This is a genomic window from Streptococcus sp. V728, from assembly GCF_052077995.1.
Taxonomy (GTDB): domain Bacteria; phylum Bacillota; class Bacilli; order Lactobacillales; family Streptococcaceae; genus Streptococcus; species Streptococcus infantis_B.
On sequence record NZ_JBQJJH010000002.1, the window covers coordinates 156,192 to 174,618 of the forward strand.

16 protein-coding genes are annotated in these 18,427 nt (G+C 38.4%); 15 read left to right on the plus strand and 1 reads right to left on the minus strand.

What is annotated here, in order from left to right; all coding sequences use genetic code 11:
• Positions 1-69: 69 nt before the first annotated feature.
• From pulA to ACTO1Y_RS02200, 7 genes are all read left to right on the plus strand, one after another.
• Positions 70-2,352 carry a type I pullulanase gene (gene pulA, locus ACTO1Y_RS02170; RefSeq protein WP_441348187.1) on the plus strand — a complete coding sequence of 761 codons (2,283 nt, stop codon included), beginning with the start codon at positions 70-72 and terminating at the stop codon, positions 2,350-2,352.
• A 420-nt stretch (positions 2,353-2,772) separates the two neighbouring features.
• Positions 2,773-4,701: a 1,4-alpha-glucan branching protein GlgB gene (glgB, locus tag ACTO1Y_RS02175; protein WP_441348188.1), complete on the plus strand. Its 1,929-nt coding sequence runs from the start codon at positions 2,773-2,775 to the stop codon at positions 4,699-4,701.
• Entirely contained in the window at positions 4,691-5,833 is a 1,143-nt protein-coding gene (locus ACTO1Y_RS02180; RefSeq protein ID WP_006151163.1) for a glucose-1-phosphate adenylyltransferase, read from the plus strand. The genes glgB and ACTO1Y_RS02180 overlap by 11 nt, the downstream gene beginning before the upstream one ends.
• Positions 5,823-6,962 carry a glucose-1-phosphate adenylyltransferase subunit GlgD gene (gene glgD, locus ACTO1Y_RS02185; protein WP_006151117.1) on the plus strand — a complete coding sequence of 380 codons (1,140 nt, stop codon included), beginning with the start codon at positions 5,823-5,825 and terminating at the stop codon, positions 6,960-6,962. The genes ACTO1Y_RS02180 and glgD overlap by 11 nt, the downstream gene beginning before the upstream one ends.
• Complete coding sequence (gene glgA, locus ACTO1Y_RS02190) at positions 6,959-8,392, plus strand: glycogen synthase GlgA (protein WP_441348189.1); 1,434 nt, start codon at positions 6,959-6,961, stop codon at positions 8,390-8,392. Before glgD ends, glgA begins: the two co-directional genes overlap by 4 nt.
• A 62-nt stretch (positions 8,393-8,454) precedes the next feature.
• On the plus strand, positions 8,455-9,096 hold the full coding sequence (gene serB, locus ACTO1Y_RS02195; protein ID WP_441348190.1) for a phosphoserine phosphatase SerB: 642 nt from the start codon (positions 8,455-8,457) through the stop codon (positions 9,094-9,096).
• Between the two features lie 18 nt (positions 9,097-9,114).
• The gene (locus ACTO1Y_RS02200; protein ID WP_441348191.1) at positions 9,115-10,230 is read left to right on the plus strand and encodes a glycerate kinase; all 1,116 of its coding nucleotides are present in this window, start codon (positions 9,115-9,117) and stop codon (positions 10,228-10,230) included.
• Here ACTO1Y_RS02200 and ACTO1Y_RS02205 read toward each other — a convergent pair.
• Complete coding sequence (locus tag ACTO1Y_RS02205; RefSeq protein WP_441348192.1) at positions 10,227-10,673, minus strand: DUF1694 domain-containing protein; 447 nt, start codon at positions 10,671-10,673, stop codon at positions 10,227-10,229. The genes ACTO1Y_RS02200 and ACTO1Y_RS02205 overlap by 4 nt on opposite strands.
• Before the next feature lie 163 nt (positions 10,674-10,836).
• On the opposite strand from ACTO1Y_RS02205, the gene eno reads away from it, so the two are divergent.
• From eno to ACTO1Y_RS02245, 8 genes are all read left to right on the plus strand, one after another.
• On the plus strand, positions 10,837-12,141 hold the full coding sequence (gene eno, locus ACTO1Y_RS02210; RefSeq protein ID WP_006151137.1) for a surface-displayed alpha-enolase: 1,305 nt from the start codon (positions 10,837-10,839) through the stop codon (positions 12,139-12,141).
• Between the two features lie 177 nt (positions 12,142-12,318).
• Positions 12,319-13,659, plus strand: coding sequence for an exodeoxyribonuclease VII large subunit (gene xseA, locus ACTO1Y_RS02215; protein WP_441348193.1), 1,341 nt, complete (start codon positions 12,319-12,321; stop codon positions 13,657-13,659).
• On the plus strand, positions 13,637-13,849 hold the full coding sequence (locus ACTO1Y_RS02220) for an exodeoxyribonuclease VII small subunit (protein WP_214261855.1): 213 nt from the start codon (positions 13,637-13,639) through the stop codon (positions 13,847-13,849). The genes xseA and ACTO1Y_RS02220 overlap by 23 nt, the downstream gene beginning before the upstream one ends.
• On the plus strand, positions 13,846-14,721 hold the full coding sequence (locus tag ACTO1Y_RS02225) for a polyprenyl synthetase family protein (RefSeq protein ID WP_441348194.1): 876 nt from the start codon (positions 13,846-13,848) through the stop codon (positions 14,719-14,721). The genes ACTO1Y_RS02220 and ACTO1Y_RS02225 overlap by 4 nt, the downstream gene beginning before the upstream one ends.
• On the plus strand, positions 14,714-15,529 hold the full coding sequence (locus tag ACTO1Y_RS02230) for a TlyA family RNA methyltransferase (RefSeq protein ID WP_441348195.1): 816 nt from the start codon (positions 14,714-14,716) through the stop codon (positions 15,527-15,529). The genes ACTO1Y_RS02225 and ACTO1Y_RS02230 overlap by 8 nt, the downstream gene beginning before the upstream one ends.
• Positions 15,522-15,953 carry an arginine repressor gene (locus ACTO1Y_RS02235; RefSeq protein ID WP_254725819.1) on the plus strand — a complete coding sequence of 144 codons (432 nt, stop codon included), beginning with the start codon at positions 15,522-15,524 and terminating at the stop codon, positions 15,951-15,953. The genes ACTO1Y_RS02230 and ACTO1Y_RS02235 overlap by 8 nt, the downstream gene beginning before the upstream one ends.
• Positions 15,954-15,959: 6 nt before the next feature.
• Positions 15,960-17,627, plus strand: a complete 1,668-nt coding sequence (gene recN, locus ACTO1Y_RS02240; RefSeq protein WP_441348196.1) for a DNA repair protein RecN — start codon at positions 15,960-15,962, stop codon at positions 17,625-17,627.
• Positions 17,628-18,356, plus strand: a complete 729-nt coding sequence (locus ACTO1Y_RS02245; RefSeq protein WP_441348197.1) for a metallophosphoesterase family protein — start codon at positions 17,628-17,630, stop codon at positions 18,354-18,356.
• Positions 18,357-18,427 lie beyond the last annotated feature (71 nt).

Genomic DNA, 18,427 nt, shown 5'->3' on the forward strand with positions numbered 1-18,427 from the left:
GGTTCAACTCGAAAACTTTTACAAGAAATTATATGATTTACATTTAATAATTAGAAATTAGGGAGATTCATGTACAATTATCCTGTACTTATTCATTATCATCGCAAGGATGAAGCATACGAGGTATGTAACTTTAGTAAAATTCCAGAAGATTCCGAAGAACTTATCCGAGAAGAAGAATATTTTGGAACTACATTTTCATTGACTCAAGCAAGTGAAACACCTCTTGAACAATTTATTTTTAGAGTAGAAAAAGATGGGGAGATAAAAGAATACCCTATCCGATTTAATTATTATCCACTTCTAACGGAAGTTTGGATTTTAGATGGAGATGACACTGTTTATTATTCAGAAAATCCAGCCATTGCAAGTCCACACTATAAAGATCAAAATCCATTTGCTTTTGACAAAGCGATAAACAGTGCTAGTTTTGATCACCACTGGGGTTACCAAGGAGAGTTGGGATGTCATGTTTCTGAAGAAGAAACAAGCTTTAAACTTTGGTCGCCAACAGCAACAACTGTACAAGTTGTAGTTTATGAATCAGCAAGCAATGACGCTCCTATCCTAAAAAAGTATGAGATGAAACGTGGAAATAGTTATTCCTATAGTCACAAGGATAATACAATTGGCGTTTGGAATTTGACAGTTCCTGAAAGTCTTGCAGGTCGTGCCTATCAATATCAGATTGATTTTCCACATCATCAATCATTGACACGTGATCCGTATACCATTGCGACAAGTCCAGATGGCAAACGTTCAGCGATTCTTTCAGAAAAAGAACGTCAAGTTGAAGGTTTTGAAGTTAAGAATGGAACGGAAGCAACTTGGCGATTAGAAAATCCTTGTCAAGCGGTTATTTACGAAATGCATATTCGTGACTTGACCAAGTCTGAAACTTCTGGTGTTGCTCCAGAATTAAGAGGTACTTTCTTGGGTGCTGCCCAAACTGGAACAGTTAATCACTTCGGTCAGTCTACTGCATTTGATTACATCAAAGAGCTTGGTGTGAACTATGTTCAACTGCAACCAATTGCTGATCGTCACAAAGAGTATGATGCAGATGGAAATGTGACCTACAACTGGGGTTACGATCCACAAAACTACAATGCACCAGAAACCAGCATGTCTACGAATCTAAATGATCCAGGTCAAGTCATCCGCGATTTGAAGACGATGATTCAAGCTTATCATGATGCTGGAATTGGCGTCATTATGGATGTGGTATACAACCATACGTTTTCAACTGTTGATGCCCCTTTCCAAACAACGGTTCCAGACTATTATTACCGAATGAACCGCGATGGAAGTTATCAAAATGGTACTGGTGTAGGAAACGAGACTGCTAGTGAACATGAAATGTTCCGTAAGTACATGATTGATTCACTTCTTTATTGGGTGAATGAGTTTAATATTGATGGTTTCCGCTTTGACTTGATGGGAATCCATGACATTAAAACCATGCAGATGATCCGTTGGGCAATGGATGAAGTCGATCCTAAAATCATCCTTTATGGAGAAGGTTGGGATATGGGTACTGGTCTAGCACCTTACGATAAGGCTAAGAAAGACAATGCTTATCAGTTGCCAAATATTGGATTTTTCAATGATGATCAACGTAATGCGGTTAAGGGTGCTGAAGTTTATGGTGATATCAAATCAGGCTTCGTAAGTGGTGCTGCCACTGAACCAATTGTTGCCAAAGCTATTCTTGGTAGTCGTGAACTGGGCTCTTATCTAAGCCCTAACCAGGTTGTCAACTATGTAGAAGCCCATGATAATTATAATTTGCATGATTTGTTAGCGACACTCCATCCAACAGAAAATCAAGCTAGCATCATGAAAAAAGTAGAAACAGCAACTGCTATGAATCTGCTTATGCAAGGTATTTCCTTTATGGAACTCGGTCAAGAGTTTGGGCGTACCAAGCTAGTTCCTACAGGTGAAAATGGGGAATTGACCCATGCCGACCGTGAACGCGCTATGAACAGTTACAATGCTCCAGACTCAGTTAACCAGGTAAACTGGGACTTGATTCATGAACGTCAGGATAGCATTGAATTTATTCGTCAGATAATAGGTCTTAAAACAAAGAGTAGTGCCTTTTCATACCCTACATATGAGGAAGTTTATCGTCATGTCTTTGTCCATACAGCCATTGAAAATAGTGGGTGGATTGTTTATGAGATTCAAGGAGATGATGAGCATTACCTAGTTGTCTTTAATGCTAAGGGTGAATCTCACTATTATGAAAATGCTGGTAATCTCGAAATGTTGATTACGAACAGTTGTTCAAATCAAGAAAATACCCTTGACAACGTGAGTGTGGCTGTTATGAATGTTTTATCATAAATCTTTAATGAAACTCAAGATTTTATCTTGAGTTTTTTTTGTTGTGGTTATCTATAATTTATCCTAATAATAAAAAATATGGAAAAATACAATAAATAGTTGAAAATTTCAGAAAATTTGATAAAATTGTACTCAAGATACTTTATCCGAACAAAATGAAAATTATTTGAAAATAATGTTAGGTTTTTAAAGCGTCTATTTTATAAAATAAAGATTGGTGAAAATATTGTAAGTGATTTGATGTATGGAAGCTTAAATCATGTAAAAATATCGACAATACTGAAACTTTTAGAAATGTCAAGATAATAATTTGAAGATTTTCAAAAAAATATTTATGATAATTCGGAAATTGGTTGAAACTTTTCTAAAAAGATAGTATAATACAAATATAGAAAACGCTTACAATATAAAGGGGGATTTATGGATACATTAGAAGCTTTAAGAACTTTTACAACAGGCGAAAATTTCCATCTTCAGCACTATTTGGGCGCACATCGTGAGGAGAAAGACGGGGAATGGGGTTACACATTCCGTGTTTGGGCTCCAAATGCGCAAGCTGTTCATCTAGTTGGTGATTTCACTAATTGGGTTGAAAATCAAATCCCTATGGTTCGAAATGAATCTGGAGTTTGGGAAGTTTTTACAACTTTAGCCCAAGAGGGTCAGATTTATAAATATCATATCACACGGGCTAACGGTCATCAGCTTATGAAGATTGATCCTTTAGCTGTACGTTATGAGGCTCGCCCTGGGACAGGCGCTGTTCTAACAGAAATTCCTGAGAAAAAATGGAAAGATGGGCTTTGGTTAGCTCGTAGAAAACGTTTGGGATTCTTTGAAAGACCAGTTAATATTTACGAGGCTCATGCAGGTTCATGGAAGAGAAATCCAGATGGAACTCCATATAGCTTTGCTCAATTAAAAGAAGAGTTAACCCCTTACCTAGTTGAGATGAATTACACGCACATCGAGTTTATGCCTTTGATGGCTCATCCGCTTGGTTTGAGTTGGGGTTATCAACTCATGGGTTACTTTGCTTTAGAGCATTCTTATGGTAGTCCAGAGGAGTTTCAGGACTTTGTCGAGGAGTGTCATTTAAATAATATCGGTGTTATTGTAGACTGGGTGCCAGGTCATTTCACTATCAATGATGATGCCCTAGCTTATTATGACGGAACACCAACTTTTGAATATCAAGACCATAACAAAGCTCATAACTATGGTTGGGGAGCACTAAACTTTGATTTAGGTAAAAATGAAGTTCAGTCTTTCTTGATTTCAAGTATTAAGTTCTGGATTGATTTCTATCATTTGGATGGTATCCGTGTTGATGCTGTAAGTAATATCCTTTATCTTGATTATGATAATGCGCCTTGGACTCCAAATAAAGACGGGGGCAATCTCAACTATGAAGGTTATTATTTCCTACAACGTTTGAATACTGTTATCAAGCTAGCTCACCCCGATGTCATGATGATTGCTGAAGAATCTTCTTCTGGTACTAAGATTACTGGGATGAAGGAGATGGGCGGTCTTGGTTTTGACTACAAGTGGAACATGGGGTGGATGAATGATATCTTACGTTTCTACGAGGAAGATCCAATTTACCGCAAGTATGACTTTAACCTTGTTACCTTCAGCTTTATGTACATCTTTAATGAAAATTACCTCTTGCCATTCTCACACGATGAAGTTGTCCATGGTAAGAAGAGTATGATGCATAAGATGTGGGGAGACCGTTACAATCAATTTGCTGGCCTGAGAAATCTCTACACTTATCAAATCTGTCACCCTGGGAAGAAATTACTATTTATGGGTAGTGAATTTGGTCAATTCTTAGAGTGGAAATCAGAAGAGCAATTAGAATGGTCAAATCTCGAAGATCCAATGAATGCCAAGATGAAATACTTCACATCTCAGTTGAATCAGCTTTATAAAGATCACCGTTGTCTTTGGGAAATTGATACAAGTTATGATGGAATTGAAATCATCGATGCTGATAATAGAGATCAGAGTGTTCTATCCTTTATTCGTAAAGGTAAAAAAGGTGAGATGCTAGTCTGTGTCTTTAACATGGCACCGGTTGAACGTCCTGATTTTACAATTGGATTACCAGTTGCAGGTATTTACGAAGAAATTTGGAATACAGAGTTGGAACAATGGGGTGGAGTTTGGAAAGAACACAACCAAACTGTTCAAACTCAAAAAGGGTTATGGAAGGATTATGAGCAGACATTGACCTTTACTTTGCCAGCTATGGGTGCAAGTATTTGGAAAATCAAACGTCGCATAAAACCTGCTAAAAAAGTCGCTAATAAAACTCAAAAAGGAGTAGAAAATGAAGAATGAAATGCTAGCTTTAATCCTTGCTGGTGGGCAAGGAACTCGTCTCGGTAAACTCACTCAAAGTATTGCCAAACCTGCCGTGCAATTTGGTGGGCGCTACCGTATCATTGACTTTGCTCTTTCAAATTGTGCCAACTCTGGTATCCATAATGTTGGGGTTATTACGCAGTATCAACCACTAGCTCTCAACAGCCACATTGGTAATGGATCTAGTTGGGGTCTAGACGGTATTGACACAGGTGTTTCTATCCTTCAACCATACTCTGCAAGTGAAGGAAACCGTTGGTTTGAAGGTACAAGTCATGCCATTTACCAAAATATCGACTATATCGACAGCATCAATCCTGAGTATGTTTTGATTCTTTCAGGTGACCATATCTACAAGATGGACTATGATGATATGCTCCAATCGCATAAGGATAACAATGCCAGCTTGACTGTAGCTGTTTTGGATGTACCATTAAAAGAAGCTAGCCGTTTTGGTATCATGAATACAGATGCTAATAATCGTATTGTTGAGTTTGAAGAAAAACCAGCTGAACCAAAATCAACTAAGGCATCAATGGGGATTTATATCTTTGACTGGAAACGACTTCGCAATATGCTAGTTGCAGCTGAAAAAGCTAATCTAGATATGTCCGACTTCGGTAAAAATGTTATTCCAAATTATCTTGAAACAGGTGAAAGTGTCTATGCTTATGAGTTCAATGGATACTGGAAGGACGTTGGTACTATCGAATCACTCTGGGAAGCAAATATGGAATACATCTCTCCAGAGAATGCTCTAGATAGCCGTAACCGTCAATGGAAAATTTATTCTCGTAACCTTATCGCTCCACCGAACTTTATTGGAGAACATGCTCATGTAGAAGATTCTCTTGTTGTGGACGGCTGTTACGTAAATGGTACTGTGAAACACTCTATCCTTTCTACAGCTGCTCAAGTTCGTAAGGGAGCAGAAGTCGTTGATTCTGTCATCATGAGTGGAGCAGTTATCGGTAGAGGTGCTAAAATTACACGTGCAATCATCGGTGAAGGTGCAGTCATTGCCGATGGTGTAGAAATTGATGGTACAGAAGAAGTACAAGTAGTCGGATATAATGAAGTAGTGGGGGTAGCAACAGATGAAGATTGATAAATATTCAGCGATTTTAGGAAACACCGTTGGTTTCCATGATATGTCAACCTTGACAAGTAACCGTCCAGTGGCAAGTTTGCCATTTGGAGGAAAGTATCGTCTGATTGACTTCCCACTCTCAAGTTTGGCTAATGCTGGTGTTCGTAGTGTCTTTGGAATCTTCCAACAAGATAATATCAGCTCGGTATTTGACCATATTCGTTCAGGACGTGAATGGGGCTTGAATACACTACTTAGCCACTACTATCTTGGAATCTATAATACTCGTGTAGAAAGTAGCACTGTTGGTAAAGAATACTATCAACAACTTTTGACTTACTTAAAACGTTCAGGTTCAGACCAAACAGTTTCCTTGAACTGTGATGTTTTAGTGAATATCGATCTCAATCAAGTTTTCCATTTGCATAATACAACAAAATCACCAATTACAGTTGTTTATAAGAAATTGCCTAAGAAGGACATTTCAGAAGTAAATGCAATCCTTGATATCGACGAAACTGACCATGTGGTTTCTCACAAACTCTTTGATAAAAAATCAAATCAAGATTTTTACAACATGTCAACAGATATCTTTGTTGTAGACACTCAATGGTTGATTAAACGTTTGGAAGAAGAAGCTCAAAAAGAATATCCAGAAAAATTACGTTATGTTCTTCGTGATTTGGCAGCAAAAGAAGGTGCTTTTGCATATGAATACACAGGATACTTAGCCAATATTCATTCAGTAGAAACATACTACCAAGCTAATTTAGATATGCTTGATCAGCATAAATTCTACTCTTTGTTCTCGCCAAATCAAAAGATTCACACTAAAGTTAAAAACGAAGAACCTACTTACTATGCACCAGGTTCAAAAGTAAACACATCACAATTTGCATCTGGTAGTATCGTTGAAGGCGAAGTGATTAAATCTGTTATTTCGCGTAATGTTCAGATCCGTAAAAATAGCTTAGTTAAAGAATCTATTATTTTCCCTCTTGTTCTCATTGGTGAAGGTGCGCAAGTCGAGTATGCAATCGTAGATAAGGGTGCTGAAATAGCTGAGGGAGTTGTCATTCGAGGTACAGCAGAAAATCCTGTTGTCATCAAAAAAGGCGAAAAAGTAACAGAGGATATCCTTTCATGAAAATTTTATTTGTAGCAGCCGAAGGTGCGCCCTTTTCAAAAACAGGTGGCTTGGGAGACGTTATCGGCGCTCTTCCAAAATCATTAGTAAAAGCAGGACAAGAAGTTGCTGTTATCTTACCCTACTATGACATGGTAGAAGCTAAGTTTGGTGACCAAATTGAAGATGTTCTTCAATTTGAAGTGTATGTTGGTTGGCGCAGACAATTTTGTGGAATTAAGAAAACAGTTTTAAACGGTGTTACTTTCTACTTTATTGACAATCAATATTATTTCTTCCGTGGTCACGTTTACGGTGATTTCGATGATGGTGAGCGCTTTGCCTTCTTCCAACTTGCAGCCCTAGAAGCTATGGAGCGTATTGGATTCATCCCTGACGTTCTCCATGCCCATGATTACCATACAGCAATGATTCCTTTCTTGTTGAAGGAAAAATACAGATGGATTCAAGCTTACCAGAATATTAAAACCATCTTAACCATCCATAACTTGGAATTCCAAGGTCAGTTCTCTGAGGGTATGCTTTGGGACTTATTTAGAGTTGGTTTTGAGCGCTATGCGGATGGTACTGTTCGTTGGAATGATTGCCTTAACTGGATGAAGGCTGGTATTCTTTATGCCGATCGTGTTTCAACTGTATCACCAAGCTATGCTCATGAGATTATGACTACTGAATTCGGTTGTGGTTTGGATCAGATACTCCGTATGGAATCTGGTAAGCTTTCTGGTATCGTAAACGGGATAGATACTGATCTTTACAATCCAGAGACGGATCCTTTATTGGATTACCATTTTAACAAATCTGATCTGTCAGGAAAAGCTCAGAACAAAGCTAAATTGCAAGAGAAGCTTGGTCTTCCGGTAAGACCTGATGTTCCAATGATTGGTATAGTGTCACGTTTGACAAGACAGAAAGGTTTTGATGTCGTTGTTGAAGGTCTGCATCGCATGCTTCAAGAAGATGTTCAAATCGTTCTATTGGGTACAGGTGACCCTGGTTTCGAAGAAGCCTTCTCATGGTTTGGTCAAGTATTCCCAGACAAATTATCCGCTAATATTACTTTTGATGTGAAACTGGCTCAAGAGATTTATGCAGCAAGTGATATTTTCCTTATGCCAAGTCGCTTTGAACCATGTGGACTTTCTCAAATGATGGCTATGCGTTATGGAACATTACCACTTGTTCATGAGGTAGGCGGCTTGAGAGATACTGTTCAACCGTTCAACCCAATTGAAGGAACAGGTACAGGATTTAGTTTTGATAACTTGACTCCATATTGGCTTAACTGGGCTCTACAAACTGCCTTGGATGTTTACTATAATCATCCAGATGTTTGGAAAAATCTTCAAGTTCAAGCTATGGAATGTGACTTCTCTTGGGATACAGCTTGTCAGTCTTACCTTGATTTGTATCACAGTTTAGCAAACTAAATAGTTAAAATCGTATGAAGTTTTCATACGATTTTTTGAGATGATGAGAGTAAGGAAGATAGATGAATAAAGCTAGAGGACTTTGTATACTAGATGTTGATGGGACCTTGATAGAAGAAGAGGTAATTGATTTATTGGGGAAAGAGGCAGATTGTGATAAGGAAGTAGCTCTGATAACTGCTCAAGCGATGAGAGGGGAATTAGACTTTGAATCGAGTCTGAAAAAACGTGTCTCCCTCTTAAAAGGACTTTCTATAGATGCCTTTGATAAGATTTATCATGAACTTCACCTTAGTAAAAATGCTGTGCAGTTTATTAAAACTCTCAAAGAAAGTCAGATTGAAGTTGGTTTGGTTTCAGGTGGATTTACTACAATTGTTGAAAGATTAGCAAAGGATTTAGGACTTTCATTATTTGCTGCTAATCAACTAGAAATCAAAGTTGGGAACTTAACTGGAAATCTTTTTGGGCCAGTGATCACTAGAGAAGTCAAAGAAGAAACTCTAGTAAGATGGGCAGATCAATTAGAGGTGCCAATCGAGAAAACAATTGCTATTGGGGATGGGGCTAATGACCTAATAATGCTTAAAAGAGCTGGGATTGGAATAGCTTTTTGTGCTAAGGATATTGTGAAAAAAGAAATAAATCTTCAGGTAGATGATAGAGATATGATGAAGGTGTTAGATAAGATAGGATACCTTTAGGTAGAAAGAGAAATCAAGATGAAAATTATTATTGCACCTGACTCTTTTAAGGAGAGTCTCCCTGCTAACCAAGTGGCTGAAGCTATAAAACGGGGCTTTAAAAAAGCTCTGCCTGATTCAGAATGTGTACTTTTGCCTGTAGGCGATGGAGGAGAAGGAACCGTTGCTGCTATAAAAAATTCTTTAGGTCTTGAAGAACATACAAGTCAGGTAACAGGACCTTTTGGTGATGAGGTTCAAATGCCCTATTTTCAAAAAGGTCAACTAGCTCTATTTGAAGTTGCTGATTTGGTAGGTCTTGCTAAGATACCTTATGAAAAACGAAATCCACTAGAGATTCAAACAAAGGGAATTGGACAGCTGATTCTACGTTTAATAGAGCAAGGTATAAAAGATATCTACATCGGTGTCGGTGGAACAGCTAGTAACGATGGGGGTATTGGTATTGCTTTAGGTCTTGGATATCAGTTTTATGATGAACACGGAATTGAGTTTAAAGCTCGTGGCCAATCCTTGTTTGAAATCAATGAGATTTTGGATAGTCGTGTTAGTCTCATTCCTGATGATATTCATATCAAAATTTTAGCGGATGTAACCAATCCCCTATGTGGACCTCATGGCGCCACCTATACATTCGGAAAACAAAAAGGATTAACCCCTGCTAAATTCCAAGAAGTTGATACTTTAATTAAAAACTTTTATGGTAAAGTCGCACCTGAAATATTAAAATTAGAGGGTGCTGGAGCTGGTGGTGGGATTGCAGCTGGTTTGTGTGCCTTTGCTGGAGCAGGGATTGTATCTGGTATCCAAACTTGTTTAGATTTAGTAAAATTTGATGAACAGGTTGTAGATGTGGATCTCGTTATCGTTGGTGAAGGTAGGTTGGATACTCAAAGTTTGGCAGGTAAGGCGCCAATCGGTGTAGCAAAAAGAACACCCAAGGGTGTTCCGGTCATTGCAATTTGTGGTAGTTTGGCAGAAGATTTACCTCCCCTACCATTTGAGAATATCGTCGCTGCATTTTCTATTCTAGAAAAAAGTGAACCATTAGAAGATAGTTTAAAAAATGCAGCAACTTATTTAGAAAATACTGCAGCAAATATCGGTCAAATCTTATCATTGAAACAGAGTTAACCAAACCATTTTTTCCAGAGAGAAGTCGTAGTTTTTTTCATCACTTTTTCCTGCCACAAGTCTGAGAAGGCCTTTCTGAGGTCTTTTTCACTTGTTTGAACTGGAGCATCGCTATGGATAATGAGACCAAAAGGAGAAGAGTTGTGGTCTTCGGAAACGATGGTTGCTTGACATTCAGCTTCTTTGGCTTGTTTTAGATAAAAGACTTGTTTGTCAAATTCAACCTTAGGAGAAATTTTGACAAATAGAGGTTCAGACTCTTTTTTAAAGGTTTCTAAAATTGTTAAAAATCCTTTTTGAAAATTATCATCATCAGCTGTTTTAAGGTCTGCATAGCCAAGGACACGTTCTTCAAAGGTACCAAGAAAACGTCTTTGTTCATCAGGATTTAATTTAAGACCACCATTGGCCTTTTCTAGGATTTGTTTAGATACATCAGTCATAAATATAGTATATCACAAAAGACTCAAGATAAAAGGAAAAAGAAAGCGATTACTTGATCAACTTAAGGAAAATTTGCACAAAGATAACGTTTTTTCTTGAAAAAGGTCTCTTTTTAAGGTATCATAGAGGTGTAAAAAATTTAACTCATAAGGAGAGTAAAAAATGTCAATTATTACTGATGTTTACGCTCGCGAAGTCCTAGACTCACGCGGTAACCCAACACTTGAAGTAGAAGTTTACACTGAATCAGGTGCTTTCGGACGTGGTATGGTTCCATCAGGAGCTTCTACTGGTGAACACGAAGCAGTTGAACTTCGTGATGGTGACAAATCTCGTTACGGTGGTCTTGGTACACAAAAAGCTGTTGACAACGTAAATAACATCATTGCTGAAGCTATTATCGGCTACGATGTACGTGACCAACAAGCTATCGACCGTGCTATGATCGCTCTTGACGGTACTCCTAACAAAGGTAAATTGGGTGCTAACGCAATCCTTGGTGTGTCTATCGCTGTAGCTCGCGCTGCTGCTGACTACCTTGAAATCCCACTTTACAGCTACCTTGGTGGATTTAACACTAAAGTTCTTCCAACTCCAATGATGAACATCATCAACGGTGGTTCTCACTCAGATGCTCCAATCGCTTTCCAAGAATTCATGATCGTACCTGCCGGTGCACCTACATTCAAAGAAGCTCTTCGTTGGGGTGCTGAAATCTTCCACGCTCTTAAGAAAATCCTTAAATCTCGTGGTCTTGAAACAGCCGTAGGTGACGAAGGTGGATTCGCTCCTCGTTTCGAAGGAACTGAAGATGGTGTTGAAACTATCCTTGCTGCTATCGAAGCTGCTGGTTATGTTCCAGGTAAAGACGTATTTATCGGATTTGACTGTGCTTCATCAGAATTCTACGATAAAGAACGTCAAGTATACGACTACACTAAATTCGAAGGTGAAGGAGCTGCTGTCCGTACTGCTGCAGAACAAATCGACTACCTTGAAGAATTGGTAAATAAATACCCAATCATCACTATCGAAGATGGTATGGACGAAAATGACTGGGACGGTTGGAAAGCTCTTACTGAACGTCTTGGTGGTAAAGTTCAATTGGTTGGTGACGACTTCTTCGTAACAAACACTTCTTACCTTGAAAAAGGTATCGCAGAAGGTGCTGCTAACTCAATCCTTATCAAAGTTAACCAAATCGGTACTCTTACTGAAACATTCGACGCTATCGAAATGGCGAAAGAAGCTGGTTACACTGCTGTTGTATCACACCGTTCAGGTGAAACTGAAGATTCAACAATCGCTGACATCGCAGTTGCAACAAACGCAGGACAAATCAAGACTGGTTCACTTTCACGTACAGACCGTATCGCTAAATACAACCAATTGCTTCGTATCGAAGATCAACTTGGTGAAGTAGCTGAATACCGTGGATTGAAATCATTCTACAACCTTAAAAAATAAAATAGTTCAGTGAACTAATAAAAGCCCTTGGAGTTTTCCAAGGGCTTTTGTATCTTATAAGACAAGGTCAAAGAAATCCAGTCTTGTTTTCGTATTCTAGAGGTGAAAAAAGAGATTTTTAAACGTTTTTTTGGTATAATAATACCCAGGAAAAACTAGAGAAAGAAGGAGGTTGAGATGGAAAAGTATTTATCGGTAACAACTTTGACTAAGTATCTGAAAATGAAATTCGATAAAGACCCATACTTAGAGAGGGTCTATTTAACTGGTCAGGTTTCTAACTTCCGGAAGCGTCCAACTCATCAATATTTTTCTCTAAAAGATGATCGAGCTGTTATCCAAGCAACCATATGGTCTGGTATCTATCAGAAACTTGGGTTCGACTTGGAAGAAGGCATGAAGATTAATGTAGTCGGCCGAGTTCAAGTCTATGAACCAAGTGGAAGTTATTCAATTATTATTGAAAAGGCAGAGCCTGATGGTGTCGGCGCACTTGCCCTTCAGTTTGAACAATTAAAAAAGAAACTTTCAGAAGAAGGTCTGTTTCAGGATCGTTTTAAACAGGCAATACCACAATTTGCAAAAAAAATTGGAGTTGTGACTAGTCGTAGTGGAGCCGTTATCCAGGATATCATTACAACAGTTACTAGACGTTTTCCAGGTGTAGAAATTATTTTATATCCAACCAAGGTTCAAGGCGAAGGTGCTGCAGAGGAGATTGCTCGGAATATTGCGAGGGCTAATGAACGTGACGACTTAGATGTTCTGATTATTGGGCGTGGAGGTGGATCGATTGAGGATCTTTGGGCCTTTAACGAAGAAATTGTTGTCCGCGCTATTTTTGAATCACGCCTACCTGTTATTTCAAGTGTAGGGCATGAAACAGATGTAACCTTATCAGACTTTGTAGCAGATAAGAGAGCAGCAACTCCGACTGCTGCAGCAGAACTAGCGACTCCTGTTACTAAGTTAGATCTTTTGACTTATCTGAAGAATCAAGAGAGACGTATGGCTACAGCTGTACAAAATACTTTATCTAAGAAAGAAAAAGCATTAAAAGTACTAAGTCAATCCGTTATTTTCAGGCAACCTGAACGCTTATATGATGGTTATTTACAACGATTGGATCAGTTACAGCTTCGTCTCAAACAAAGTGTAAATTCTGAACTTGTTAGACAGGAGCAAAGAGTATTAGAACTAGTTCATCGATTAGAGCAGTTATCACCAATCAATAAGGTTCATCGTTATCAGGACCGTCTACTCCAATTTGAAAAGTTACTTCGTAGTCAGATGGCAGTAGTTTATGATGCCAAGGTGGCCGAAGTTAAACGTTTGTCAGAAGCGCTACTCATGTTAGATACTAGTCGTATCGTAGCCAGAGGTTATGCCATTGTGAAAAAAGAGGATGCCGTAGTATCGTCAGCAAAAGATTTGAAAAAAACTGATCAAGTAACGTTATTGATGCGAGATGGTCAGGTAGAATTAGAGGTTAAAGATGTCAAAACAGAAGAAATTTGAGGAAAATTTAGCAGAACTTGAGACTATTGTTCAGAGCTTAGAAAATGGAGAAATTGCTTTAGAAGATGCCATTGCAGCTTTTCAAAAAGGGATGATCTTATCAAAGGAATTGCAGGCAACACTTGATAAAGCTGAAAAGACCTTAGTTAAAGTCATGCAAGAAGATGGAACAGAGAGCGAACTCGTATGAACAAGCAAGAAAAACTAGACTTGGTTGAGTCAGCGCTTGAGGAGTTTTATGGTGAACAGCAAATAGCTTCAAATCTTAGAGAAGCCGTTCTCTATTCCATTCATGCTGGTGGCAAGCGGATTCGTCCTTATCTTCTCTTAGAAGTTTTGGACTCTTTGCAGGTGCCAATCACACCAGCTCATGCTCAGGTTGCAGCAGCGCTTGAGATGATTCACACAGGTAGTTTGATTCATGATGATTTACCTGCTATGGATAATGATGATTATCGCCGAGGACGTTTGACCAATCATAAAGTCTATGGAGAGAATTTAGCAATCTTGGCAGGCGATGCGCTTTTCCTGGATCCCTATGCCATAATAGCGCGGGCAGGATTGCCAAACGAAATCAAGGTAGACTTAATAGCAAATCTATCACTTGCTTCTGGAAGTATGGGGATGGTAGCTGGACAAGTTTTAGATATGGAAGGAGAAGGAAAATACTTGAATTTAGAGGAACTTCGGACTATCCATGCTAATAAGACTGGTAAACTATTAGCCTTTCCTTTTCATGCAGCTGGAATCATCGCTGGATTGGATACAACTATTCAAATAGCTCTTAAAACTGTTGGAGAGTTGATTGGTCTTGCCTTTCAAGTGAGAGATGATATTCTTGATGTTACAGCTAGCTTTGAAGAAATTGGTAAAACACCCCAGAAAGATTTACAAGCTGAGAAATCGACCTATCCTGCCTTATTAGGATTAGATGAAGCAAAAGTTTTTTGTAACCAAACTTTGGATCAGGCAAATGCAAAGCTGGAAGAGATTAGTCAGTTAGTCACCTTTGCTAAGGAACCAATTGTAAAAATAGTAGAAAGTTTGAGAATCAATGGCTAAGGAAAGAGTAGATGTACTTGCCTACAAACAAGGTTTATTTGAGACGAGAGAACAAGCTAAGCGTGGCGTAATGGCTGGATTAGTAATTGCGGTCCTTAATGGTGAGCGTTTTGATAAACCAGGAGAAAAAATTCCTGATGATACTGAATTAAAACTCAAGGGTGAGAAACTCAAGTATGTTAGTCGAGGCGGCTTGAAACTTGAGAAAGCCTTAGAAAAATTTGACATATCAGTTGAAGGCAAAACGACCATTGATATCGGCGCTTCAACAGGAGGCTTTACGGATGTCATGCTTCAAAATGGAGCAAAATTAGTTTATGCAGTTGATGTCGGGACCAATCAGCTGGCTTGGAAATTGCGCCAAGACTCACGTGTTGTTAGTATGGAGCAGTTTAATTTTCGTTATGCTGAAAAGACTGATTTTGAACAAGAACCTAGTTTTGCAAGTATTGACGTGAGTTTTATATCATTGAGTCTCATCCTTCCAGTTCTACATAGAGTCTTAGCTGATCAAGGACAAGTTGTTGCCCTCATAAAACCACAGTTCGAAGCCGGTCGAGAACAAATTGGGAAAAATGGGATTATTAGAGATGCTAAGGTTCACAAAAATGTTTTAGAAACGGTAACAGAAATGGCGGTCAAAGAAGGATTTTCCGTTTTAGGATTGGATTTTTCACCTATACAAGGCGGCCACGGTAATATTGAATTTCTTGCTTATTTACGTAAGGAAGAACACGCAAGCAATCAGGTGGTTTCTGAAATAGAACCACTAGTAGAAAAAGCACATAGAGAGTTTAAAGATGAATAAAAAAGAGAGACTTGAGAAGATTAGAAGATTTGTGACTGATTATCAAATCGGTACTCAGGAAGAAATCGTTGAACATTTAAAAGAAGCAGGAATCACTGCTACTCAAGCAACTGTTTCACGAGATATCAAAGAACTAGGGATTGTAAAAATTCCATTGAAAGACAATACTTATGTCTATGAATTGCCAAAGTCAGTAGTCAAAAGTTTACAGTTGGCTGAGAACAATATTGAAAGTTTTGAGAGAATGGGAAATCTCATCAATTTAGATGTTATTCCTGGAAATACAATTTTTGTTAAAAGCCAATTAACCCAAACATTTTCAGATAAGATTTTTAGCTGTTTAGCAGATGATAATTCAATTTTAATTATAGCGCGAACTGAAGAAGCAGCTGTAGAAATTGTAGAGCAAGTTAAAAAGTGGTAGGACCTTATGTTACTTGAAATTTCAATTAAAAACTTTGCCATCATTGAGGCTATTTCACTTAATTTTGAGAAAGGAATGACAGTTCTTACTGGGGAAACTGGTGCTGGGAAGTCTATCATCATCGATGCTATGAACATGATGCTGGGAGCCAGAGCAACAACAGATGTCATTCGTCATGGTGCACCTAAAGCAGAAATCGAAGGTCTTTTCTCAATCGAAAATAGTCAAGCTTTACAAGAGATTTTTGATGAGCAAGGTCTGGAGTTAGGCGATGAAATCATCATCCGTCGTGAAATTTTACAAAACGGGCGCAGTGTTAGTCGAGTTAATGGACAGATGGTCAATCTTTCTGTTCTACGCGCAATAGGACAACATCTAGTCGATATTCATGGTCAGCATGATCAAGAAGAGTTAATGCGTCCACAATTACATATTCAGATGCTGGATGAGTTTGGTGATACAGATTTTCTTGAACTGAAACAATCTTATCAGACCAACTTTGAAGCCTACCGTCAAATGCGTAAGCAACTTCTTGAGATTAAGAAAAATCAAGAGGAACACAAGGCTCGTATTGAGATGTTGGAATTTCAAATGGCAGAGATTGAATCTGCAGCATTACAGCCAGGTGAAGACCTCAAACTCAATCAAGAACGCGATAAACTTCTGAATCATAAAAATATTGCTGATACGCTAACTAATGCTTATACCATGCTAGATAATGAAGAATTTTCAAGTCTGGCTAACGTGCGTTCTGCTATGAATGACATGGAAAGTTTAGAAGAGTATGATGCTGAGTACCGTGAAATATCAACTTCTTTATCAGAATCTTATTATGCATTAGAAGATGTCACCAAACGTTTAGAGGATATTATCGAAGATTTAGATTTTGACGGCAATCGCTTGATGCAGATTGAGAGTCGTTTAGATCTCATACATGCCATTACACGTAAGTATGGTGGAAATGTCGATGATGTCTTGTTATACTTTGCAAAAATAACTGAAGAATACAATTTACTTACTGGTAATAATCTTTCTTCAGAAGATATGGAAGCAGAACTCAAGCAATTAGAAGTAAGTCTGGTTGATTTAGCAAGTAAACTTGCATCTGCTCGCCATAACTTAGCTCAACAATTAGAAATTGAGATTCAACAAGAGCTTAAAGACCTTTATATGGACAAGGCTCGATTTCAGGTTCAGTTTACTAAAGGAAAATTCAGTCGTGAAGGGAATGAGAGTGTTGAATTTTATATTTCAACCAACCCTGGAGAAGACTTTAAACCATTAGTAAAAGTAGCTTCTGGTGGTGAGTTATCTCGTTTGATGTTGGCTATTAAGTCTGCCTTTTCTCGTAAGGAAGGTAAGACGAGCATTGTATTTGATGAGGTAGACACAGGAGTTTCAGGTCGTGTAGCTCAAGCAATCGCACAGAAAATTCATAAGATTGGTCAGCATGGCCAAGTTCTAGCTATTTCGCATCTTCCTCAAGTCATCGCTATCGCTGATTATCAGTTCTTCATTGAAAAGATTAGCAATGAGCATTCAACCGTTTCAACCGTTCGCTTGTTGACAGTTGAGGAAAGAGTAGAAGAAGTTGCTAAGATGTTGGCAGGTGAAAATGTAACTGAAGCAGCACTTAGTCAAGCGCGAGAATTATTGCAAAGTAAGGAGAAATAAATGACAGACTATTATGTTATTGGAGATGTTCATGGGAAAGCAGGGATGCTTGAGGATCTTCTAAAAACATGGGATGGTAAGACTCAATTACTCTTTCTTGGAGATTTGATTGATAGAGGTGAAGATAGTCGCCGAGTTCTAGAAATGGTTAAAGATTTGGTCGACAATCAGGGAGCTATTTGTTTGTCAGGAAACCATGAGTATATGTTTTTAACTTGGTTGGATAACCCTGAAGAAAGCTATGACCACTATCGTCGTAATGGTGGGGATACAACTATTAATTCTATTCTAGGTCGCCCATTGGATGCACCAGTAGATGGTGTAGCAGATGCTAAGCGTGTTGAAACTGAAGCGGCAGACTTAGTGGAGTTTATCCGTCAGATGCCTTTTGTGATTGAGACGGATAAATATATCTTTGTTCATGCTGGTATTGATTTGACTTTGGATGACTGGCATGATACTACAGATTACAAGAAAGTTTGGCTCAGAAAACCATTCCATGAAGTAGCTAATCATACTGGTAAAACGATTGTCTTTGGACATACACCAGTCTATGGTTTACTGAATCAAGAACGCGGTACAGCAGAACTTTGGATTACAGAAGACGGTAAGATTGGAATGGATGGAGGAGCTGTTTACGGCGGTGTCCTTCACGGTATTGTCTTTACTGACCAAGGTATGACTGACCGCTATTTCATCGAAAATGATGGCTTTATTGCTGAAGATTAGTACTCCTAGCAGGGTATGGTCTTGTCAAAATATTAAAAACATTTTATAATTAATAGATACCCTGAAAGGAA